This window comes from Streptomyces shaanxiensis, assembly GCF_039537145.1.
In the GTDB taxonomy this organism is placed as follows: Bacteria; Actinomycetota; Actinomycetes; order Streptomycetales; family Streptomycetaceae; genus Streptomyces; species Streptomyces shaanxiensis.
Genome location: NZ_BAAAZY010000024.1, coordinates 470,365 through 490,520 on the forward strand (window position 1 = coordinate 470,365; position 20,156 = coordinate 490,520).

Consider the following 20,156-nt stretch of genomic DNA (forward strand, 5'->3'; position numbering starts at 1 on the left):
GTCCTAATGACGTCATAAAGCACACATCGTCAACATTCTACGGGGACCCCCTAGCGATCGGCTCCATCCCGCATGTCCACCCATCCCGCACCTCCCGAGGTTCCATCGCCCGGCGTGCTCCAGCCCCGGAGCGGCGCCGTCCTGACGATCGACCGCACATGGCGGGTCACGTTCTTCAACAGACCCGCCGAACGCCTTCTGGGCCTGTCGGACGAACTGCTCGGTCGCGTGCTCTGGGATGCGGTGCCCCACCTCCGCACGACAGGTGTGAATGTCGCCTGTCGACAGGCCACCACCACCGGCAAACCGACCGGTTTCAGCGTCGACTGGCCCCGAGACCAGCGCTCGCTCCGCATACAGCTGTTTCCCGTCCCCACCGGTATGGCTCTCTGGTTCACCGACGTCACCGGGCGCCGGCGAAGGGCGGAGGAAACAGCGGCCGAGAACACGGCCGCGAAGTACGCCGAGAGAATTGTCGAGCTGACTCAGGCTCTGGCCATGGCGGTGACGGGGCTGGACGTGGTCAACGTCGTCGAGGATCACGCTCAGGAACTCTTCGGTGCCGACGCCGTCAGCTTCTGGTGCCGCGACGAGGAACATCTGAATTCCTTCGGAAATGCCGGGAACTCACTGGAATTCGTCAACCGGATGAAGGGGACCCTGCCGCCGCCGCTCGATCAATGCCCAGCCGGCCGGACACTGATCGAACGTGCCCCGACGTTCATCTCCTCACCCTCGGAGTACATCGGCCGGTACCCGCACATGGCCGACGTACCGACCGTCAGCGGCAAGCAGGCCTGGGCGTTCCTTCCCCTGCTCACCCCCGACCGGCCGATCGGAGTGTGCGTCTTCTCGTACGGCCGGCCCCACGAGTTCACCCCCGAGGAACGCAACCTCTTCACGGTGCTGTGCGGCCTCATAGCGCAGGCCCTGGCCCGGGCGCGTCTCTACGATGCCGAGCACCGCCGGTCCCATGAACTCCAGCGCGGCCTCCTCCCCCGGGTCCTGCCGTCCCTCCCCGGTGTCACCACGACCGCCCGCTACCTGCCGGCCGGCGATGGCGCCGAGGTCGGTGGCGACTGGTACGACGTGATCCCACTGCCGTCGGATCGGGTCGCCCTGGTCATCGGTGACGTGATGGGCCACGGTCTGCGCGAGGCCGCGATCATGGGCCAACTGCGCACCGCCGTCCGCACCCTCGCCGACCTCGGACAAGCGCCGGACGAGCTCTTCTACCACCTCAACAGCCTGGTCAGTGACCTTGGTGACGAGTACTTCGCCACGTGTCTGTGCGCTGTCTACGACCCCACCAGCCGCCTGTGCACCCTCACCACCGCCGGCCATCCCCCACCCGTGATCGTCCATCCCGACGGCACCCACTACTTCGCCGATCTGCCCGACAACCCGCCCCTGGGCATCGCAGCCCTGCCTTACGAGACAACAACGCTCGAGCTTCCCGAAGGCAGCCTGCTGGCGCTCTACACGGACGGACTGGTCCAGGGCCCGAACGGCGACATCGACGCGGGGATGGCCGAGCTCTCCCGACGGCTCGCCAGAACGCCGGACCCCGCAAGCACCGATCTCGACACGCTGTGCGGCAGCCTGCTCACCGACTTGTCCGGCGCGTCGCGTTTCCCGGACGACGCCGCCCTGCTGCTCGCGCGCACCCGCGCTTCCGCCCCGCGGGACATCGCCTGCTGGCAGTTGCCCGAAAACCCCAGAGCCGCTGGTCAAGCACGCAAACACGTGCGGGATCAGCTCACGGCCTGGGGCCTCGAAGAGCTGGTGGTGACCACCGAACTCCTCGCCAGCGAACTGGTCGGAAACGTCATTCGCCACGCCAGAGGTCCGATCACCCTTCGCCTGCTGCGCAGCCGGGCCCTGATCTGCGAGGTGTCCGACCGCAGTCTCACCATGCCGCGCATACGCCACGCGGCGGACACCGACGAGGGCGGCAGAGGGCTCCAACTGGTCGCCGCGCTCGCCGACCGTTGGGGCGCGCGTTACACGGAATCCGGCAAGTGCATCTGGACCGAGCAATCCCTCACGGGCCCGGACGCCGGCGTGTGACCAGTGCCGTCACACGGCCTGAGAGTCCCTGGTGGTGCTGCCCCTGACGACCAACCGGTGCGGCGCCCTCACGTCCGCCGGCGGAGATGCCGTACCCGCGAAGATCCCGACCAGCGTACTGACGGCCATCTGCGCGATCCGGGCCTTGTCGGGCGCGATCGTCGTGAGACCTCGGACTGCGCGCCCCGCCACGAGCAAGCGGGGCGCGCAGCGGGCGCGTTGGTCAGGTCCGTTGATCAGGCGCGTGGCGAGGTCGGGGCTGAACACTCCGGCGGGGACGGTGCCCCCGGGTTCCGCCCGATCGGCCGCTGGTTCGTTCGGCACCGCTCTCATTGCCGGTCCCCCTCGGATGCTTCGGTGCTCTGGCGAGCCATCGCCGGCCTGCCGCCCGTGGTGGGTGGGGCGGATCGTGGGTCGGCCGGGGCGGAGGCCGTGGTGGTCGGTGCCGGGCAGAGGGCGCCCTCGGCACGCTCGACGAGGGTCAGGCGCGCGGCGGCGGTCTTGAACAGCGGCTGTTCGGAGACCGGGTCCCATGCTCGGCCGCCCCGGCTGCGGGGTCCTGCAGATGAACGGCCAGCCCACCGCCCAGAACACCCGCGAGTGCGGCGCCAACGGCCACCAGGTGCCCGCCCTCGCGGATCAGCGGGGTGGTCAGCCGGTCCCGGGAGTGGTCGGCCTGCCAGGCGAACAGGTCCTTCGGCCCGAGCCGGCCACGGTTCACCCGGTCCTGCGGACGACCGCGTACCCCGACGATCCGCCCGCCTGCGACGCCAATGTCCATCGCGTCCCCGCTGGAGTGCAGGAGCGAGGCCGTCTGCACCCATCGCGCCACGCTGTCGGCCGGCACGCCGGGATCCAGGAACGAGTCGACCCGGACGGGCCACCCCAAGTGCGGGCCGTACGGCGTGCGCTCGCCCCAGGGCCGCGCGATGCGGTCCACCTCGGATTGCATGGCCGACCTCCACGCTTTCACTCCGGTCTGTCCTGCGTACGCCCGCCCCGCCCCGTGCTTCCGCTCCCACGGACCGTGTTCCGTTCCGACGCGCGTTCCCAGGCGCTTCCGACGGCACGCTGTCCCGGCCGGCCCCCATGGGAGGGGGACCGGCCGGGATGGTGCTCCGTCGGCACGCGAGCCTGTCGAACCGTCAGAGGGTGGTGCCCGGGTCCTCCGGGCGGATGCGTCCGCGCCAGCCGCCGCCGGTACCGCCGCTCCCCTCGACGTAGTCCTTGAAGCGGCGCAGATCACCCTTCACCCGGCGGTCGATCAGGCCCAGCGCGTCCGCACCCTTCTCGACGACACCGGTCGGCTCGACGTCCAGCGTGAGCTCCACCCGGGTGTGCGTGTCGTCCAGTCGCTCGAACCTGACCGACCCGCGCTGCTGGGTGTCACCGCCGATGGACCGCCAGGTGATCCGGTCGTCCGCCATCTGGTCGACGATCTCCGTGTCGAACTCGCGCTGCACCCCACCGATGCTGGTGGTCCAGTGGTTGTGCCGGTCGTCGAGCTGCCTGACCTCTTCGACGCCTTCCATGAAGTTCGGGAAGTCCTCGAACTGGGTCCACTGGTCGTACGCCCGACGCACCGGTACGTCCACGTCGACCGTTTCCTTGACCGTGCTCATCGATCCCTCCTGGTCCGCTCCTGGCCGATGCCCGACCGCGGTGGCGGGCCGACCTTCTGTGCGTGTGCGAGACACCGGGTACCCGGGAAGCCCGACGTAAAAGACCACGAGCCGCGTGATCCGGAGATCTCCGCGGCCGGCACTCCGGCCGACCTGGCGCGGTCCGCGTGTCACCTCGCCGTGACGGGCACTCGGGGGCCATGAACGCTGAGAGAGAGTTCCGAGGCTCCTACTGGCTCGAAACCGCGCCGCCCGGCGCCGCAGCTCCCCCACCGGCCGGTGACCTGGCCGTCGACGTCGCCGTGGTCGGCGGCGGCATCGCGGGACTCAGTACGGCCTGGGAACTGGTACGGCAGGGACGCGAGGTGGCTGTCCTGGAAGCGGGGCGCCTCGCCGCCGGCGTCACCGGGCACACGACAGCCAAGCTCACCGCGCTGCACACCCTCGTCTACGACCACCTGCGCCGCACCCGCGGCCCGGAGGGCGCACGGCTGTACGCGCGCTCGCAGTCCGCCGCGATCCGGCACGCCGCCGACATCGTGGAGGAGTTGGACATCGACTGCGAGTGGGAAGAGGCGGCGGCCTTCACGTACGCCGAGAACCCGCGGCGCGTCGGGGAGCTGCGAGCGGAGGCGGAGGCGGCACGTGAGGCGGGACTGCCGGCCGAGTTCGTCACGGAGTCGGAGTTGCCCTTCCCCCTCGCCGGGGCGGTCCGGGTGAGCGGGCAGGCCCAGTTCCATCCCCGGAAGTATCTGCTGGCCCTCGCGGACGACCTGCGTCGGCGCGGCGGCTCCGTGTACGAGGACACTCGGGTCGTCGGACTCACCGAGGGCGAACCCTGCGTGCTGTCGACCGACGCGGGTGTGTCCGTGCGTGCCCGCGAAGTCGTGATCGCCACGCACTACCCCGTCTTCGACCGGGCCCTGCTCTTCACCCGGCTGTCCACGCGGCGGGAGCTGGTCGTCGCCGGGACCATCGACGAGGAACGGGCCCCGCGCGACATGTACATCACCCCGGAGCAGGCCACGCGCTCCGTCCGCACGGCGCCCCTCGGCGACGGCGAACGCCTGCTGATCGTCACCGGGGAGCACTTCACCCCCGGCACCGCCGACGTCGAGGAGCGGTTCGCCCGGCTGTCCGCCTGGGCCGATGCCCGCTTCCCCAAGGTTTCCTTCACTCACCGATGGGCCACCCAGGACAACGACTCCACCGACTCCGTCCCGCTGGTCGGGCCGCTCCACCCGGGCAGTCGCCACACCTATGTGGCGACGGGGTTCGGCGGCTGGGGTCTCAGCGGCGGCATCATGGCGGGCCGCCTGCTCTGCGACCTCGTCAGCGGGCGCGAGGTCGAGTGGAGCGGCCTCTACGATCCTCGCCGGCTGGCCTCCGTGGTGCGTGAGGGCGGGACGTTCCTGAAGCACCAGGGCCAGGTGGCCCGGCACTTCGTCGGCGACCGGATACTGCCACTGACCGGGCCCGCGCCCGAGAACATTCCCCCGGGCTACGGCGCCGTGGTGCGCCGGGGCGGAGCTCAGTGGGCCGTTCATCGCGACGAGAAGGGCCGGCTCCAGGCGGTCTCGGCCCGCTGCACCCATCTCGGCTGCATCGTCGCCTTCAACCACGCGGAACAGGCGTGGGAATGCCCGTGCCACGGCTCCCGGTTCGCCCCGGACGGCCGGATCCTGCAGGGTCCCGCCGTACGGCCGCTCAAGAAGCGCGACCTCTGAGCGGCGCGACCTCCGAGCGGCGCGGCGTTTCACGACCCGCGCCCCGGGAACCCGGTCGCACATCATCGCGAGCCGACTCCGTCCCACGGCGGGTCCGTCAGTCCGCAGGGCTGCGTGCTCCAGAGCAGAGAGAAGATGAAGCGCCGTGACCGCGCCCACTGCCCCGAGGAAAGCCTTGAAGGTAGCCGAGACCGGCTGGACGAAGGCCCGTCACCTGCGCGGCCAGGCCATACGCACATGCGTTTCCGCCGTCGAGGACGGCAATACCCCACCCTCGGCCCCGACGAGCACGACGAGCACCGAGCGGAACATCGTCCGCGGCGAGGACTGAGCAAGCGCACCACCAGTGATCGCTCCGACGTCGGGCGTACCGGGCAACCCGGGCCAGGCCGTGTTCACGCCGTTGGAGGCACCCGGCGGAGGAAGGCACCCATGACAGCCGACGCCCTCATCACGGCCGCTCTGCCCCGATACTGGGTCCCCCCGGGCGTCTATCCCCCGCAGACCGACACCCGGCTCCTGGAGCGGGCGATGCATCGCGAGGGAGTCACGGCGGAGACGGACGTGCTGGATCTGGGCACCGGAAGTGGTGTTCTCGCGGTGCAGGCGGCCCGCCTCGGCGGACACGTCACCGCTGTCGACATCTCCTGGCGGGCCATCGCCACCGCCTGGCTGAACGCCCTGCTGAACGGCCAGACGCTGCGTGTGCGCCACGGCGACCTGGCGACGGCGGTGCCCGGCCGGCGCTTCGACCTGGTGATCGCCAACCCGCCCTACGTACCCGCCCCCGGCCCCAGGCCGCCCAGGGGCCGCGCCAGAGCCTGGGACGCCGGAACGGACGGACGCCTGCTGATCGACCGCATCTGCGACAGCGCACCGACGTTCCTGCGGCCGACAGGAACGCTGCTGATCGTCCACTCGCACCTGTGCGGCGTCGGCGCCACGCTGACCCGGCTGGCGGAAGCCGGCCTGCGCGCGGAGGTCGTCGACCGGACCCTGCTGCCCTTCGGACGCGTACTGCGTTCACGGCTCGCCTGGCTGCGCGAGCAGGGGCTGACGGCCGAGGGGACGACGGAGGAGCTGGTGGTGATCCGTGCCGAACACACCTGAACGCCCGAACACTCCTGAACGCCCTCGCCGCGTCCGCGTCCGCGCCCAGCGCGACGGTCCCCTGCTCATCGAGGGGCCCGTCGAAGTAGTGGACGAGAACGGCGAGGTGACGGTCTCTCAGCGCTTCGCCGTGGCCATCTGCACCTGTCGCCGCAGCCGTATCTTCCCCTGGTGCGACACCAGCCACCGCCGCCGCGAGAGGCGACCCGGCGAGGACGGGGCCGCATGAACCACTCCCGCCCCCGGCAGCAGTCACGGCACCGGCCACCACCCTTGCCCGAGCCGCGCGGCGAGCTCTCCGAGGCGGTGACGGGCCTCCTGCGGCGGCCGGGCCCAAGGAGCATTCCGTCCCCGGCAGGCTGTTCTCCGTACGGCGACGACCTGCAGCTCGCCCTCTACGTCCTCTACGAGCTTCACTACCAGGGCTTCCAGGGCGTGCCCGACGCCCTGGAGTGGGACGGCGGTCTGCTCGCCTGCCGCGGCGCGATCGAGGAACGCTTCCTGGGCGCGCTGTTGCGTGACGTGCCGGTCGACGGCACGGACACGGCTCGGAGGGCGCTGGACGAGCTCCAGGTCGAACCGGCGGACGGCTCCGGCGGTGTCTCGCACTTCCTCCGCGACGAAGGCAGCCTCGACCACCTGCGTGAATACGCGGCGCTGCGCTCGCTGTACCACCTCAAGGAAGCGGACCCGCACGCCTGGGTCCTCCCCCGGCTGTACGGGCGGGCGAAGGCGGCCATGGTCGCCGTGGAGTTCGACGAGTTCGGAGCGGGCCGGGCCGACGAGATCCACGCGCAGTTGTTCGCCGACCTCATGGCGGACCTGGGGCTGGACACGGCGTACGGACGCTATGTCGACGAGGCGCCCGCCGAGGTGCTGGCCACCGTGAACCTGATGTCCCTGTTCGGTCTGCACCGGGCGCGGCGCGCGGCGCTCGTCGGGCACTTCGCCGCCGTGGAGGTGACCTCGTCCCCGGCCTCGCGCCGCCTCGCCGAGGCCCTGCGCCGGGTGGGCGCGGGACCGGCGGCCGTCCGGTTCTACGCCGAGCATGTGGAGGCGGACGCGGTGCATGAGCAGGTCGTACGGCACGAAGTTGTCGGCGGGCTTCTGGAGGACGAGCCTCACCTGGAGGCCGACGTGGTCTTCGGGATCCGCGCGACCGTCCATCTCGAAGACCGTCTGGCGACCAGGCTGCTCAGCGCCTGGCGCGAGGGCGGGACGGCGCTGCGCGGGACGAGGTCGCCGAACCCGCCGTGGTGAGTTCCTCAGAGACCGACGGACGAATGAGCGGACCGGGCTACTGATGTGTGTGCGGCGTCCGAGCAGGGGACTCGGTGGTCAGGGCGGGTTCCAGCAGCGTTCCCCTGGGGACTGGCCCGGCCCAGGCTTCTCTGGTTCAGCCAACGTGCTGGAGGAGCCGCCAGCCCGTCACGAGAGGCTGCCCTGCTCGCAGACCATGCGGGCGACCTCTCGGAGCTTGACGTTCTTCTGCTGTGAGTAACGGCGCAGCACGTCGAACGCCTGCTTCTCGGTGAGGTGATGGCTTCCCATGAGGATGCCCATGGCCTCGCCGATGGCGTGGCGAGTGGCGACGGCCCGTTCCATCTGAGCGTGGTAGCGGGCACTGGAGAAGGCGACCGCCGCGTGCGAGGCCAGAAGCCAGCCGGCCACCTCGCTGACCTGGGTGAACGCACCCGGCTTGCGGGAGTAGAGGTTCAGCGCGCCGAGGTCTTCGTCCTCGGTGAACAGCAGGAAGCCCATCATGCTGCCCACCCCGAGACGGCGTGCCTGAGCGGCGTAGGCGGACCATTCCCGTTGCCCGTCGGTGAGATCCGAGATGCGAAAGACCCGCTCTCCCTGCGAGTTGCGTGCCGCATCGAAGCAGGGCCCTTCACCCAGCTGTTCCTGTAGCCGGTCGCTGTCGACAACCAGAGAGTGGGTGGGGGCGAGCGTCTCCACCCGTTTGCCGCGCAGCACGAGAATGCCCGCCGCGTCACAGCCCTCGACCAGCTCCGTGGCCGATGCGGTGATCCGCTCCAGTGTGGCGTCCACCGAGTCCTGTGCCAGGAGATCCCGCGCCATCGACGCCATCTGCTCTGCGAACCGACCCCAGTCCACTTCGCCCTCCGCTGCTCGTCCCGCCCGGGCAAGCCTCATACCCAGCTTTATACGCGAGCCTCGCATGGACATCGCGCCCGAGACCTTCCCCGACCGAGCACAGCCGGACGTACGCCCCGCCGGTCGGCCGGGTGAGCGAATGCCGGGGCGCGGTTGCCTCTCGCTCGGGGCTCGTTGCGGTGTACTGCGGTGGGAGGTGGGCCCATGGCCGGGCGAGCGTGCGGTGTGGCGGTGTGCGCCCTGCTGACCATCGGCGGCCTCGGCGGGTGCGGCACGGTGGCGGAACGGGAGGACGACGTACGCGACACCGCGGCCGCGTTCCAGGCGGCGCTGGGTGAGGGCGCGTACGACCGGGTGTGCGCCGCTCTTGCGCCGGGGACCGTGGAGGAGCTGGAGCAGTCGGCGGGCAGCCCGTGTGCGCAGGCGCTGCGTGAGGAGTCGCCGGCACCGGGCGGGGCCGTGCGACGGACGGACGTGCACGGCAACCAGGCAAGGGCGGTGCTCTCCTCCGACACCCTGTTCCTCTCCCACTTCACCTCGGGCTGGAAGGTCGTGGCCGCCGGTTGCGAGCAGCGTCCGCGGGAGCCCTACCAGTGCCGGATCAAGGGCGGGTGAGGTGTGAGGGTCATGTTCGCTGTCGTCCTCGGGATCATCGTGGTCGGTCTCGCCTTTCTGGCGGCCCTGGGGCTGTTGCACCGATGACCGAGCAATCGTCCCGGACCACCCCGCCGAAGCACCGGGGCCTGCCGGGCTTCCTGCGGGACAACGGGCTCGGCCTGTTCTTCCTCGGGACGTTCCTGCTCGCACTGGTCGGGCAGGCGGTCGCCGGTCACGCGGACTTCAACAACCAGCTGGCCGCCGACCAGCTCCAGCAGGTCGAGTTCGGCGAGTACCTCACCACCTCCGACTTCGCCGTCGACGTGTCCGAGAACTGGCAGTCGGAGTACCTGCAGTTCTTCCTGTACGTCGGCGTGACCGTCTGGCTGGTGCAACGCGGCTCCCCGGAGTCCAAGGAGCTGCACAAGGGCGGCACCGAGTCCGACGAGGAACAGCTGGTCGGCGAGTACGCCAAGGAGAGCTCGCCCAAGTGGGCCAGGGCCGGCGGCTGGCGACAGGCGGTGTACTCGCACTCGCTGCTGCTGGTCATGGGGACGATCTTCCTGCTGTCCTGGCTGGTCCAGTCGATCACCGGCGTGGCCGCCTACAACGAGGAGCAGCTACGGCAGCTGCAGGCCCCGCTGAGCTGGGGCGACTACCTCGGCGCGGCGGATTTCTGGAACCGCACCCTGCAGAACTGGCAGTCCGAGCTGCTCGCCGTCGCCTCGATGGCCGTGCTGTCCATCTACCTGCGGCAACGGGGCTCCCCGGAGTCGAAGCCGGTGGGAGCGGCGCACGGCGCGACGGGCGTGGAGGGCTGAGGACGGGCGGGATCCCGCGAGGACCGGTGAGCGCTTCCTGACCGGTCGGGATCACCGGTTCGCGGAGTCGGCGTGAGGGTACTCGGGGGCCACCGTCGTACGCCGACGCATGCAGCGACGACCTGGTCACAGCGAGATCGGAAGGGAGCGTGCGTCATGACCACTCCTGATCCCGACCCGAGGCGAACCCCGGGAATCGAACCGGGCGGCGGCGTGTCCCCCGGTGAGACACCACCCGCCGAAGGAGGCACCCACGGTATCTCGCATCCGGAGCCGCCCGAGCTGCGCAAGGGATGGGGGCCGATGCCGCTCGTCCTGATCATGGTGGTCGTGGCGTTGGTGGCGATCGGGTTGATCGCCATGGCGGTGGCCCTGATCGCGTAGTGCTTCCCGCGCACGCTTGTCGGGCGATCACATCCGAACCATTTCCTCGAGGGGCGACGCACGGCATCGCCCCAGCCGAACAGGCAGGTCCTCCCATGACGAAGAAGCCACACGCCTCAGAACCGCCACACGGCCAGGGCCCGAGCCGTCACCAGGGCACCGGACAGCACGGCTGGTCGCCCGACGTGGACGAGACGCGCCAGCAGGACAACCCGAGCGCCCACCGCTCCTTCCACACCGCCGAGCACGGTGGCGGAAAGGGACCGGGACGGACGAAGTCCAAGGAGGAGACGAAGTCCGTACCGGGCGACACGGTGCGCAGCACCGGCGCACGCGGCGAGGAGTACGCCGGCGGCGACGAGAAGGGCCGCAGGGACACGGGTCGCAGGGGCCGCTCCCAGCGCCCCAGCGGCACCAAGGACGCCGAAGCGACGACGGGTGTGGACCCGCAGGACCCGCCCTCCAGGCGCCGCCCGGGCTAGCCGACCGACCCCAACAGGGGCGGGGCACCATGTGGTGCCCCGCCCCTGGCCTAAGGTCAGCAGGTCAGAGGGTGGCGGGAAGCGGCTCGGCGGCGGGTGGCGGCGCCAGTCGCTCCGTGCGGTGCAGGCCGTAGAGGGCAGCCGCACATACCAGTCCGAGCGCGCAGAGCGTGATCCACGGCAGCGCGGACATACCTGCCACGCGGGCCGCGTCGAGCGCGGCGCCCGTGCCCAGGTTCCCGACGGTGATGCCGATGCCGCAGATCGTGTTGTACAGCCCGTAATGGGTGGCGACCAGGCGCTCACCGGACAGACGGACGATGGTGTCCATCTCGAACGGGTAGGCGATCATCGTGCCGATGGCCAGCAGCAGCGCGGCGAGCGTCGGTGGCACCGCCGCGAGCAGCCACAACCCGATCCCGGCCGCCGGTACGGGCACGGCCGTGGCCATCAGCAGCGGAACGAAGGCAAGGCCCATCACGGCCAGCCCCCGGACCAGTGCCTGCCCGGGTTCGTACCGTGCCTTGCACCACGCCGTCACCCGGGTCTGAGCGAGGATCGTGCTCAGCCCGGTGACGGCGAAGAGCACCGCCACCGCCGCCGTGCCGAACTCCCCGTCGCCACCGAGCCGACGCACCTCCAGCGGCAGCGCCAGATACACCTGGAAGGACAGCACGTACGAGCCGACCATGGCGAGGGAGAACAGCAGGAACGGCCGGTTGGCCAGGATGCCGCGCCACTGGGCGAGCACACTCTGCCCGCTGTCGGGCCGCTGCCGCCCGGCCTCCTCGGCCCGCCGGGCGGGCAGTGCGCGGATCTGTACGACGCTCAGCAACGCGAAGATCCCGGCCGCCACCAGGCAGGTGACCCGGAAGTCCACCCCGGTCAGCACCATGCCCACCAACGGGCCCAGCAGGATGCCCGCCTGGTAGAACACGTTGAACAGCGCGAACGCCTCGACCCTGCGCTCCCCGGCGTCGGCCGCGAGGTACGCCCGCACGGCCGGGTTGAACAGTGCGCCGGCGAGCCCGGTGGCGGCGGAAGCGGCGAGCAGTGCGGGAAGGGAGTCGACGAGCCCGAGCGTCGCGAAGCCGAGGGTGCGCAGCACACACCCGGCGACGATCATCGGCTTGTAGCCGATCCGGTCGGCGAGCGTCCCGCCGACCAGGAACATGCCCTGCTGGCTGAAGTTCCGTACGCCAAGGACGAGTCCCACGATCCAGCCGGCCAGCCCGAGCGTGCCGGAGAGGTGGGCGGCCAGGTAGGGCATCAGCATGTAGAAGCCGAGGTTGATGGTGAACTGGTTCACCATCAACAGCTGGACGCTGCGTTCGTAGGACCGGACCTGGGTGAGCAGCCCCTTCACCGGACCTCCTCGGCGCAGTCCGACTCGGCGCCCGGAGCGGCGTCCTTGGCGCCGTCCTGTTCCGTGCCCCGCAGGGTGAGGGGATCGATCACCGTGGTGCACCGGCTCCAGCGGGTGACCTCCTTCTCGTCGAGACGGCCGATCAGCTCGGGTTCCGGCGCCGGCGGGGAGTCCAGCAGGCCGTGGGCGGCGCAGTAGTCGTCGTCGTAGACCGTCCCCAGGTATCGCTGCGGGCCGTCGGGGAAGACCGCGACGATCCGTGCGTCCGCGGGCATCGTCCGGGCCAGCCAGCCGGCCACCAGCGCGACCGCGCCGACACTCCATCCGCCGGTGGCGTAGTGGGAGGTGGCCAGTTGGCGGCACGTCCACACGGCCTCGCGCGGGGCGACCCAGTGCACCTCGGAGAACTGCTCGTAGGCGACGTTGCGGGGGTAGATGCTGGAGCCGAGTCCGCGCATCAGGCGGGGCCGGGCGGGCTGGCCGAAGATCGTCGAACCGGTCGTGTCCACGCCGACGACGGTCAGCTCGGGGTAGAGCTGCCGCAGGACCCGGGAGACGCCGGCCGAGTGGCCGCCGGTGCCGACGCTGCACACCAGCACGTCGATGTGGCCGATTTCGGAGGCGAGTTCGAGGGCCAGCGGGGTGTAGGCGGCGACGTTGTCGGGGTTGTTGTACTGGTCCGGGCACCAGGAGTCGGGGTGCTGCTCCAGCAGCCGCTGCACGCGCTCACGGCGGGCCTGCTGCCAGCCGCCCGTCGGATGCGGCTCGGAGACGACGTTGACCTGGGCGCCGTACGCCGTCAGCAACCGGGTCATGGACAGCTCCAGTCCCGGATCGGTGACCAGGGTGACGGGGTGGCCGTACACCATCCCGGCCAGCGCCAGCCCCAGACCCAGGGTCCCGCTGGTGGATTCGATGATCCGTCCACCGGGCCGCAGGTCGCCACGGGCGCGGGCCCGCTCCACCATGTGCAGCCCCGGACGGTCCTTGATACCGCCGGGGTTGAACCCCTCGAGCTTCGCCCAGAAGCCGCGCCCGGCCGGGGCCAGCGGCTCCGACACCCGCAGCAGCGGGGTGTTTCCCACCAGCCCGGACAGGGCGGAATGGCCCGTGTTGAGCGCGGCCTTGGTCAATGACTGCATGTCTGTGTTTTCACTCTCGCTCGATGAACGCACGGGTGCGGATTCGTCTCGCGCCCCAGCCCGGACAGGGCGGACCTCCGGTCCGCGTTCGGGGCATGGGTGCGCGGCAGCCGACGAAGGCGGTCGGCTGCGAGCGAGTGGTCTAGATCCGCCACCGACAGGTGCGGACGAGCGCCGCGCGGCCGGTGCGTGCGCTACGGCGTCTGCGGGATGCGTGCCGTGCGAAGGGCAACGCCACCGTCACGGACACGACGACGAGTACCACCACGGCCGGTGCGCCGAGGGGAAGGTCCTCCACCGACTGGGCCCCGGTACGGACGATCAAGTCGGCGGCACAGTCCTCGGCCCGGTGAGGGTGAGGGCCGTGGGGCCCGTGCGGCTCGCCACCCGCGGCCGTCACCGAGGAGACGACCGGGGCGGACGCCGGCTCGTGCGCGTCCTCGGACACGCCGTGAGCGAAGGCGCACAGCATGAGCGCCATCAGAAGGGCGCCGCGGAGCGCCGAGACGAGTCGGCGCCGCCGGGACGAGCCGCAGGGGGCCCAGGGGGCGTGCGTGAGCATGCGGGAATGTGTCGGCACGGGTCCTCCGCGCTACTGCCACATCTCCGACGAGGGCGGAGTGAGGCGCGGGCATGAGTGAGGGCAGGACGGCATCGACGGATGTGACGCCCCATCATGAACCGGGATACGACACTCGTCGTGCGACACCAGCCGAACCGGTGACGACCGGCAGGCCGGTTGGCGGAGTCCCCGCTTCTACACCCGCTGCACCATGGAGGCCGCTCTCAGAGCCGCGGACGAGACCCTGTCCATCGGTCCGCCGAAGGCGGACACCCGCACGGCTGCGGCGTCGTCGGCACTGGTTGATTCGCGAACCGACGCGGCAAAGCAGGGCGGAACCACACCGGAGCCCTGCTGCGGCTGCCCGGATGCGCACTGCTCGCCAGGATGTGACGCCTCATGACCACCCTGGTGATCGTCCGCTTCCGCGGCGAACAGCGGCCCGGTCTCGACGGCCGCGCCGCGAACGTCATCATCCGAGAACGCGGCAGGGGCTGCGGCGCTGGTGGCGAGGTGTCCCCTGACGCTCTCGACGTGCACGGCATGGGTCACGAGGACGCCGAACAGGAGCACGGCCAAAGCCAGAACGCGCAGCAACGGACCCACATCCGAGGGGGTCCTGACCATGCGCCAGGTCGACCGAGCCGTAACCATGCCGTGATCGTAGCGGTTCATCGGCAGCGGTCGTCCACCACTTCTGGAACGCGGGTTCGGTACACGGGGCGATTGGCTTGTTTGCGGCGGCGAGTGTGCGGTGGCTTTCCCGGGTGCGCGGCTCTCGGGATCACCGGCCGAACCGGCCGGGATGTCCGCTCAGGTCAGGTCCACGTCGGAGTACAGCGGGTGGTGGTCCGAGGACTCGGTGGGACGCACACGGTGCTCGAGCGGGACGATGCCTCGCAGGAAGACGTAGTCGAACTTGCTCTGCCAGTCGGTGGTGGTCTCGCACGCGCCGGCGGACGGGGGATGACACCGGGGGTCCGCATCCGCGGCCAGTGCCCAGATCGGGGCGAGTTCGGGTGCGTCCGGCACGGCGTTGAAGTCGCCGAGAACGATCGCACGGTCGTGCCGGGCGACTTCTGTGGCGAGTACGCCGGCCTGGTGTGCTCGGACCGCCTCCTGACGCCGCTGGGCGAGGTGCGTGTTGAAGACCCGGACGGGCCGGCCGTCCACCTTGGTGGTGACTGCCATGTACCCGCGGTCCTCGGATCCTCCGTCGGGGTATTCCACGCTCTCGCGGTCTGTCATCGGTGCCGCCGAGAGGACCGCCTGGCCAAAGGCCCCCGGACTCCACGGCACTCCCCCGCAACGGCCCCAATCCCGCAGAACCGACCCGTACTCGACGTGGTAGACGAGCCCGTGCAGGCTCTCCAGATACTCCCGGATCATCTCGACGTCACGCACGCACGCTTCCTGCATGCCGATGACCTGGGGCGCATACGTGGCGATCTCCGCCGCCCGGTCGACGTTGCTCACCTCGCAGGGGTTGCAGATGTTCCACGTCATGACCCGGTTCGGTACGACATCCCGGACGGCTTCGACGGGCACTGCCCCGGCGAAGAGGCCGCTCGGCGCACTGGGACCGATGAGCACCATGCAGACCGCGACCATGGCGCCCGCAAACAACCGCGTGCCCCTTCCGAGCACCATCGCCTCCTCTGAGTGGATACATCTGGCATCTGACGTCTCCACCGACGTCTCCATGCACGAGGTTATGGGACGGGGTCGGCGGCAACACATGCGGTGTTCCGGTTCTCGTCCAACATCTGCAACTCATCGGCGAGTTGGCGGACGCGGTCCTCCGTTCCAGAGAGTGGACGCCCCTTGGCGAAGCGCCTGCGGCTGCTGCAGGAATGGCCCATGATTCCCGAGCCCTTGGTGCGACGCCTGGTCATCGACCTGTGCCGACGCCCGGGCTCGTGTTGTCGCTGACCCGACCTCTTCCCACACGACCCGTCGGCCGGTGAATTCACCTGGGAGGTCCCTGCACAATGCCGGACTGCCCTCGTCCGACGGCGTACTGCACGTCCTGGAGGATCCGGTGATTCGCGGTTGATTCCTGCTCAGGTTCCGCGCCTGTTCAGGGCGACCCTCGCCGGTGAGACGGCGGGCCATGAGGTCGATCATCGGGAGGTGAATCACGGCTTCGGAGCGGTGCAGTTGCGTCTCGCAGCCACGGGCGAGCCTCGGTGCTGTACGAGCCATCTGATCCGCGATGGCGATCGGCGCGTGCTCCACGCACGAGGCCTCATTGCTGTTGCCGCCGCCGGACACGGCGTTCGAGACGCGGCTGGTCCCGACACCGCGGGTCGACCGGTACGGGATGATCACGGTGAGGGTGTGCCGCTACCCGACCGAAGCCCTCGACCAGGCCCGGGCGGAGCGACGCGCTACATGATCCCTTGGGGCGCGTCGCGCTCGGAGCGGAGAAGGGTGGGGGTGAGGGCGACGCCTTCGACCTCACCGCTCCTGCCCTCCACCGTCATCGGCTGCTCGGGTCGTTTGGCCAATCCGCGGGCTGACGGTGAGTGTGCTCACCGATCACCGGTGTCGGCTGGCCCTAGCGTCGGCTAGGTACGGCACCGGGCCGGAGCGTCGAGAAGGAGCGGGACATGGCGTGGCCGACGAAAGTGGCGGTGGTGGCTGCGGTGGCGGCGGAATCGCGGCCGGGTATCTGGGACTGGTCAGCGGGGCGCTGCCGTTGGACCTGGGCGTAGGCCGGCGCAGTCGCCCGCTGGGGCCGCAGACGGTGGACATCGAGGCTCCTCGCGAGGTGGTCTTCGATGTGATCGCCCAGCCCTATCTTGGGCGGTCCATGCGGGCGATGCGGGAGAAGGTGCGGGTGCTGGAAGGCGGCAGCGACATGGTGCTCGCCGCGCACCACACCCCGGTGGCGGGCGGGCGGCTGACGGCGACGACGGTGGAGACGGTGCGATTCACGCGCCCCGAGCGGGTCGACTTCCGGCTGGTACGCGGCCCGGTCCCGGCCGTCACGGAGTCCTTCGAGCTCGGCGAGCACGGGTTGGGGACCCGGCTGGAGTACACCGGTGAGCTTGATACGGACCTGTGGCTCCTTGGCCAGTGGTGGGGTGGCCTGGTAGCCCCTCGCTGGGAGGCGGCGGTCGCCGGATCGCTTGCCGCCGTGAAGGAAGAGGCGGAGCGCAGAGCCCGGCGATAACCGGTGCAATGGCGGCGGGTCGTCAGGGCGTCGACCGGGCGCCGAGTGCGGCGAGGGCGGTGGTCACCGTCCCGTTCAGGTCGTGTGCGTCCGCGCCGGCGCGGGAGCGGAGGTTGACGCCGTATGCGAGCAGCGCCAGCGGGTCGGCGCAGGCGCCGGGATCGGAGCCAGGGGCAAGCTGTCCCTGAGCATCGGCGGTGACGAGCACCGAGTGCGTCGCGTCCCGCAGCTGTTGGTGATGCCGGTCCAGGACGGCGCGCGCCTCGGGATCACTGTTCTCGGCCCCGGTATGCGCGTTGGAGACCGTGCAGCCCCAGCGGGCGTAATCTCCCGAGCAGCGCGCCTCGATCAGGCCGGCGAAGAACCCGGAGATGGCCGGCAGCCCCCGCTCATCCTGCGCGAGGCGCCGGAACACCGGCTGAGGCCTCTGCTGCACGTAGCGACGCAGCGCGGCGAGGTAGAGCTCCTGCTTGCCGCCGAACGTGGCGTACAGGCTTGAGCGGTTGAGCCCGGTCGCGGTGACGACGTCCTGGATGCCGGTCGAGGCCACGCCCTGCCGCCAGAACAGTCGGACCACCGTCTACCGGGGCGCTTGGTGCCCGTACTGCAACATCGCCCTGCGCGCCCTCCAGCAGCACCACGACGCCATCACCGCGCGCGGCGCCCGCCTGGTGGCCGTCTCCCCTCAGGTCCCCGACGAGTCCCTGTCCCTGACCGAGAAGCACGAACTCGTCTTCGACGTGCTCAGCGACCTCGGCTGCGGCACCGCCAAGCAGTTCGGCCTGGCCCTCGACCTCCCAGGCGACCTCGCCGCCGTCTACGACAAGCTCGGCTTCGACCTCCAGCGCATCAACACCGGCCACCCGCGCACGCTCCCGATGCCCGCCACCTACGTCATCGACCGCGCCGGCACCATCCGCTGGTCCTTCGTCGACACCGACTACACCGGCCGCGCCGAACCGTCCGACATCCTCGCCGCTCTCGACTCCTTGGACTGACCCACCGGGACGGGTCGGCGGCACACGGATTGTGCGCAGCGAGACGGCTCCTACTTGGGCGGCAGGGTTGCCGCAAAGGCGTATCCCTCGTCGATCCACGCACCTAGGGCGTCGTCCTCGGCGACGGCGGAGCCCGCGACCACGACCCAGCCGTGCATCGGGCGGCCCGTCATGTCGAAGATCCGCGCTCCCGGCCGGGCCAGCGCCGCGTCGGTGGCGTCCGGGCCGACGCGGACCATGAGATCGTCGCCGGTCACGCCGACGGCCATGTTGCCCCGGTACAGGAAGGCGATCCCGCCGAACATGCGCTTCTCATCGACACCGGGATCCGCGCCGAGCCGCTCGCGGATCCGCTCGGCCAGTCCCTCGTCGTACGCCATCAGGCACCCCCTTGCTGCTCGGTGAGCCTGCGTTCGAGGTCGCGCAGGTCCTTGGTGAGGGAGGAGCGGACCTGGCGGGAGAACAGGGGTGCGGCCAGGCGGAGGAGGCCGCCGGGTCCGCCCCGGACGCGGATGGCGGCGACGGTACCGCGCGGGTGCGGCTCGAAGGAGTACGTGACATGCATCGGCATGGGAGCGACCACGGAGACCATGTCCAGCAGCCTCGGGGGCTCGTACACGGCCACGCGTAGGACGTAGTCGATGCGCCGGCCGAGGAAACGAGCGGTGCGGGTGACCTCGGCGTCCGTCCCGAACCCGCCGTCGTCCGCCTGCCGTGTGAGCTCCGCCGTACGGATGCCCTGCGTCCACTCGGCATCGTGACGCCAGTCCATGGCGTACCCGGCCACCCTCTCGGGCGGCAGCGGAATCACGCGCCGCACCGTCACGTCGATGGTCATCGCCTCGCCGCCTCGTGCTCGTGCGTTCATGCCCCGGGTTCTGGTTCGGCCGGTGCCGTGTCGCTTCCAGAATGGCCGTGATCGCCGGCGGGCGCGCCCCGCCGGATCCGGTGCGGCATCCGTGTCGATGCCTCGCTCCGGTAAGCCGGTCGGCCCGGTCACGTGGGGACCCGGCCCCGGGAGGCGATCGGGCTGATGCTGCGCGGATACACCGCTCGTACCGCCGTGCCCGTCGCCTGTCCGTGCCGCGCCCATGTCTCGGCGGCGCTCCGGTGACGATACGCCCTGAAGTCTCCGGTACGGCCGCCACGCACCCCGCACCGTTCGGTTCACCGCTGCCCCAGGCCGACGGTGGACGGGTCGAGGGACGTGGCAGTGCCGGGTCAGCCGCGCAGGACGTGCCGCGCGGCGACGACGACCTGCATCGCGGCGGCAGGGCGCAACAGCGCGGGCCGGGGCCTGTCGGGCATGCTGCCGCGACGCACACCGACAGCGGTGACCGCAACCACGGGCACCATCCACGCCGCGAGCGCCGCGGCCCGCACCGTACGACTGGGTTCGTGCCGCACGACGAGCCAGGTCCAGAAGGCGGCGTCGGCGAGGGAGTCGGCGTAATCACCGAACGGGGACATGGTGCCCTGGCGGCGGGCCAGGCGGCCATCGGCCAGGTCGAGGGCGATCGCCAGCAGGCCCGACCAGCGGCTGTGCCCGAGGGCGGTGGTGGGGAGATTGCCCCGCAGCAGGGTGATCACATCAGCCTCGGAGAGCCGGTCGCGGTTCTCCAGCAGGCCCAGATGCAGGACGTTGAGGTTCCAGCTGGTGGCCACCCACGTTTTGGAACCGGGGCCTCGGGCGGACGTGAACAACAGCCCGTGCAGGGCGCCCACTTGCGCGAACGCAAACGGACGCCGGACCGCCTGCCGCACCGACCGGTGAGCGGCCAGCAGCAGGAAACGGCCGACGGCGCCCGGTCTCCACCGGCCGCCCCGGAGCATCTCCAGCAAGGCGTCGGTCGCCGCGCGGCTGTCGGTGAGCTCCCATACAGGTACGGACACGGCCGACGGTCCTTCCATGTGCCTGAGGCCTGCTGAGTTCACCGTAGGCGGCCGACCCGGTCGGGGAACGAGCGCGCTCACCGATC

Annotated in this window: 22 protein-coding genes and 2 pseudogenes; 11 read left to right on the forward strand and 13 right to left on the reverse strand. The window is 70.7% G+C overall.

What is annotated here, in order from left to right; genetic code table 11:
- Positions 1-114 precede the first annotated feature (114 nt).
- On the forward strand, positions 115-2,070 hold the full coding sequence (locus ABD932_RS36460; RefSeq protein WP_345019683.1) for an ATP-binding SpoIIE family protein phosphatase: 1,956 nt from the start codon (positions 115-117) through the stop codon (positions 2,068-2,070).
- A 9-nt stretch (positions 2,071-2,079) separates the two neighbouring features.
- On the opposite strand, the gene ABD932_RS36465 is transcribed toward ABD932_RS36460, so the two are convergent.
- The 3 genes and pseudogenes from ABD932_RS36465 to ABD932_RS36475 all read right to left on the reverse strand — a co-directional run bounded on the left by ABD932_RS36465 (position 2,080) and on the right by ABD932_RS36475 (position 3,692).
- Entirely contained in the window at positions 2,080-2,604 is a 525-nt protein-coding gene (locus ABD932_RS36465) for a substrate-binding domain-containing protein (RefSeq protein WP_345019685.1), read from the reverse strand.
- 82 nt (positions 2,605-2,686) lie between these two features.
- Positions 2,687-3,022: pseudogene (locus ABD932_RS36470) on the reverse strand (nitrate reductase); the annotation flags it as partial.
- 193 nt (positions 3,023-3,215) lie between these two features.
- Positions 3,216-3,692, reverse strand: a complete 477-nt coding sequence (locus ABD932_RS36475) for an SRPBCC family protein (protein ID WP_345019686.1) — start codon at positions 3,690-3,692, stop codon at positions 3,216-3,218.
- 200 nt (positions 3,693-3,892) lie between these two features.
- On the opposite strand from ABD932_RS36475, the gene ABD932_RS36480 reads away from it, so the two are divergent.
- From ABD932_RS36480 to ABD932_RS36495, 4 genes are all read left to right on the forward strand, one after another.
- Positions 3,893-5,419 carry an FAD-dependent oxidoreductase gene (locus ABD932_RS36480; RefSeq protein WP_345019688.1) on the forward strand — a complete coding sequence of 509 codons (1,527 nt, stop codon included), beginning with the start codon at positions 3,893-3,895 and terminating at the stop codon, positions 5,417-5,419.
- Between the two features lie 432 nt (positions 5,420-5,851).
- The gene (locus ABD932_RS36485) at positions 5,852-6,529 is read left to right on the forward strand and encodes a HemK2/MTQ2 family protein methyltransferase (protein ID WP_345019690.1); all 678 of its coding nucleotides are present in this window, start codon (positions 5,852-5,854) and stop codon (positions 6,527-6,529) included.
- A complete protein-coding gene (locus tag ABD932_RS36490) occupies positions 6,513-6,758 on the forward strand; it encodes a CDGSH iron-sulfur domain-containing protein (protein ID WP_345019692.1) in 246 nt (81 codons plus the stop codon). The genes ABD932_RS36485 and ABD932_RS36490 overlap by 17 nt, the downstream gene beginning before the upstream one ends.
- A complete protein-coding gene (locus tag ABD932_RS36495) occupies positions 6,755-7,789 on the forward strand; it encodes an iron-containing redox enzyme family protein (protein WP_345019694.1) in 1,035 nt (344 codons plus the stop codon). The genes ABD932_RS36490 and ABD932_RS36495 overlap by 4 nt, the downstream gene beginning before the upstream one ends.
- Positions 7,790-7,957: 168 nt before the next feature.
- On the opposite strand, the gene ABD932_RS36500 is transcribed toward ABD932_RS36495, so the two are convergent.
- The gene (locus ABD932_RS36500) at positions 7,958-8,620 is read right to left on the reverse strand and encodes an ANTAR domain-containing response regulator (RefSeq protein ID WP_345019838.1); all 663 of its coding nucleotides are present in this window, start codon (positions 8,618-8,620) and stop codon (positions 7,958-7,960) included.
- 231 nt (positions 8,621-8,851) lie between these two features.
- Between ABD932_RS36500 and ABD932_RS36505 the strand changes: the two genes are divergently transcribed.
- The 4 genes from ABD932_RS36505 (at position 8,852) to ABD932_RS36520 (ending at position 10,931) form a co-directional block, all read left to right on the forward strand.
- Complete coding sequence (locus tag ABD932_RS36505) at positions 8,852-9,262, forward strand: hypothetical protein (protein ID WP_345019696.1); 411 nt, start codon at positions 8,852-8,854, stop codon at positions 9,260-9,262.
- An 83-nt stretch (positions 9,263-9,345) separates the two neighbouring features.
- The gene (locus ABD932_RS36510) at positions 9,346-10,065 is read left to right on the forward strand and encodes a DUF6766 family protein (RefSeq protein WP_345019698.1); all 720 of its coding nucleotides are present in this window, start codon (positions 9,346-9,348) and stop codon (positions 10,063-10,065) included.
- 156 nt (positions 10,066-10,221) lie between these two features.
- The gene (locus tag ABD932_RS36515; RefSeq protein ID WP_345019701.1) at positions 10,222-10,449 is read left to right on the forward strand and encodes a DUF6480 family protein; all 228 of its coding nucleotides are present in this window, start codon (positions 10,222-10,224) and stop codon (positions 10,447-10,449) included.
- A 95-nt stretch (positions 10,450-10,544) separates the two neighbouring features.
- Positions 10,545-10,931 (forward strand): hypothetical protein, encoded by a 387-nt coding sequence (locus tag ABD932_RS36520; RefSeq protein WP_345019703.1) that lies wholly within the window; start codon positions 10,545-10,547, stop codon positions 10,929-10,931.
- 64 nt (positions 10,932-10,995) lie between these two features.
- On the opposite strand, the gene ABD932_RS36525 is transcribed toward ABD932_RS36520, so the two are convergent.
- The 5 genes from ABD932_RS36525 to ABD932_RS36545 form a co-directional block, all read right to left on the reverse strand.
- On the reverse strand, positions 10,996-12,297 hold the full coding sequence (locus ABD932_RS36525; protein WP_345019705.1) for an MFS transporter: 1,302 nt from the start codon (positions 12,295-12,297) through the stop codon (positions 10,996-10,998).
- Positions 12,294-13,439 (reverse strand): PLP-dependent cysteine synthase family protein, encoded by a 1,146-nt coding sequence (locus ABD932_RS36530; protein ID WP_345019707.1) that lies wholly within the window; start codon positions 13,437-13,439, stop codon positions 12,294-12,296. Before ABD932_RS36530 ends, ABD932_RS36525 begins: the two co-directional genes overlap by 4 nt.
- Positions 13,440-13,581: 142 nt before the next feature.
- Positions 13,582-14,019 (reverse strand): hypothetical protein, encoded by a 438-nt coding sequence (locus ABD932_RS36535; protein WP_345019709.1) that lies wholly within the window; start codon positions 14,017-14,019, stop codon positions 13,582-13,584.
- 177 nt (positions 14,020-14,196) lie between these two features.
- Positions 14,197-14,676 carry a hypothetical protein gene (locus ABD932_RS36540; RefSeq protein WP_345019711.1) on the reverse strand — a complete coding sequence of 160 codons (480 nt, stop codon included), beginning with the start codon at positions 14,674-14,676 and terminating at the stop codon, positions 14,197-14,199.
- Between the two features lie 138 nt (positions 14,677-14,814).
- On the reverse strand, positions 14,815-15,651 hold the full coding sequence (locus ABD932_RS36545) for an endonuclease/exonuclease/phosphatase family protein (protein WP_345019713.1): 837 nt from the start codon (positions 15,649-15,651) through the stop codon (positions 14,815-14,817).
- Between the two features lie 967 nt (positions 15,652-16,618).
- On the opposite strand from ABD932_RS36545, the gene ABD932_RS36555 reads away from it, so the two are divergent.
- Positions 16,619-17,179, forward strand: coding sequence for an SRPBCC family protein (locus tag ABD932_RS36555; RefSeq protein WP_345019715.1), 561 nt, complete (start codon positions 16,619-16,621; stop codon positions 17,177-17,179).
- Positions 17,180-17,201: 22 nt separating this feature from the next.
- Here ABD932_RS36555 and ABD932_RS36560 read toward each other — a convergent pair whose 3' ends face one another.
- Positions 17,202-17,729, reverse strand: a complete 528-nt coding sequence (locus ABD932_RS36560; RefSeq protein WP_345019717.1) for a TetR/AcrR family transcriptional regulator — start codon at positions 17,727-17,729, stop codon at positions 17,202-17,204.
- Between the two features lie 25 nt (positions 17,730-17,754).
- Between ABD932_RS36560 and ABD932_RS36565 the strand changes: the two are divergent.
- Positions 17,755-18,177, forward strand: a pseudogene (locus ABD932_RS36565) (peroxiredoxin-like family protein); the annotation flags it as partial.
- Positions 18,178-18,227: 50 nt separating this feature from the next.
- On the opposite strand, the gene ABD932_RS36570 reads toward ABD932_RS36565, so the two are convergent.
- From ABD932_RS36570 to ABD932_RS36580, 3 genes are all read right to left on the reverse strand, one after another.
- On the reverse strand, positions 18,228-18,557 hold the full coding sequence (locus ABD932_RS36570; protein WP_345019719.1) for a TfoX/Sxy family protein: 330 nt from the start codon (positions 18,555-18,557) through the stop codon (positions 18,228-18,230).
- The gene (locus tag ABD932_RS36575; protein WP_345019840.1) at positions 18,557-19,015 is read right to left on the reverse strand and encodes an SRPBCC family protein; all 459 of its coding nucleotides are present in this window, start codon (positions 19,013-19,015) and stop codon (positions 18,557-18,559) included. The genes ABD932_RS36570 and ABD932_RS36575 overlap by 1 nt, the downstream gene beginning before the upstream one ends.
- Before the next feature lie 383 nt (positions 19,016-19,398).
- Complete coding sequence (locus ABD932_RS36580; protein WP_345019721.1) at positions 19,399-20,070, reverse strand: CDP-alcohol phosphatidyltransferase family protein; 672 nt, start codon at positions 20,068-20,070, stop codon at positions 19,399-19,401.
- Between the last annotated feature and the right edge of the window lie 86 nt (positions 20,071-20,156).

Bases quoted from the DNA above. Each gene is read 5' to 3' on its own strand.
- ABD932_RS36545 (WP_345019713.1), bottom strand. From the start codon at position 15,651: ATGGTGCTCGGAAGGGGCACGCGGTTGTTTGCGGGCGCCATGGTCGCG.
- ABD932_RS36475 (WP_345019686.1), bottom strand. From the start codon at position 3,692: ATGAGCACGGTCAAGGAAACGGTCGACGTGGACGTACCGGTGCGTCGG.
- ABD932_RS36510 (WP_345019698.1), top strand. From the start codon at position 9,346: ATGACCGAGCAATCGTCCCGGACCACCCCGCCGAAGCACCGGGGCCTG.
- ABD932_RS36575 (WP_345019840.1), bottom strand. From the start codon at position 19,015: ATGACCATCGACGTGACGGTGCGGCGCGTGATTCCGCTGCCGCCCGAG.
- ABD932_RS36485 (WP_345019690.1), top strand. From the start codon at position 5,852: ATGACAGCCGACGCCCTCATCACGGCCGCTCTGCCCCGATACTGGGTC.
- ABD932_RS36515 (WP_345019701.1), top strand. From the start codon at position 10,222: ATGACCACTCCTGATCCCGACCCGAGGCGAACCCCGGGAATCGAACCG.
- ABD932_RS36540 (WP_345019711.1), bottom strand. From the start codon at position 14,676: ATGAACCGCTACGATCACGGCATGGTTACGGCTCGGTCGACCTGGCGC.
- ABD932_RS36480 (WP_345019688.1), top strand. From the start codon at position 3,893: ATGAACGCTGAGAGAGAGTTCCGAGGCTCCTACTGGCTCGAAACCGCG.
- ABD932_RS36505 (WP_345019696.1), top strand. From the start codon at position 8,852: ATGGCCGGGCGAGCGTGCGGTGTGGCGGTGTGCGCCCTGCTGACCATC.
- ABD932_RS36520 (WP_345019703.1), top strand. From the start codon at position 10,545: ATGACGAAGAAGCCACACGCCTCAGAACCGCCACACGGCCAGGGCCCG.
- ABD932_RS36530 (WP_345019707.1), bottom strand. From the start codon at position 13,439: ATGCAGTCATTGACCAAGGCCGCGCTCAACACGGGCCATTCCGCCCTG.
- ABD932_RS36500 (WP_345019838.1), bottom strand. From the start codon at position 8,620: ATGGCGTCGATGGCGCGGGATCTCCTGGCACAGGACTCGGTGGACGCC.
- ABD932_RS36570 (WP_345019719.1), bottom strand. From the start codon at position 18,557: ATGGCGTACGACGAGGGACTGGCCGAGCGGATCCGCGAGCGGCTCGGC.
- ABD932_RS36465 (WP_345019685.1), bottom strand. From the start codon at position 2,604: ATGGGACCCGGTCTCCGAACAGCCGCTGTTCAAGACCGCCGCCGCGCG.
- ABD932_RS36495 (WP_345019694.1), top strand. From the start codon at position 6,755: ATGAACCACTCCCGCCCCCGGCAGCAGTCACGGCACCGGCCACCACCC.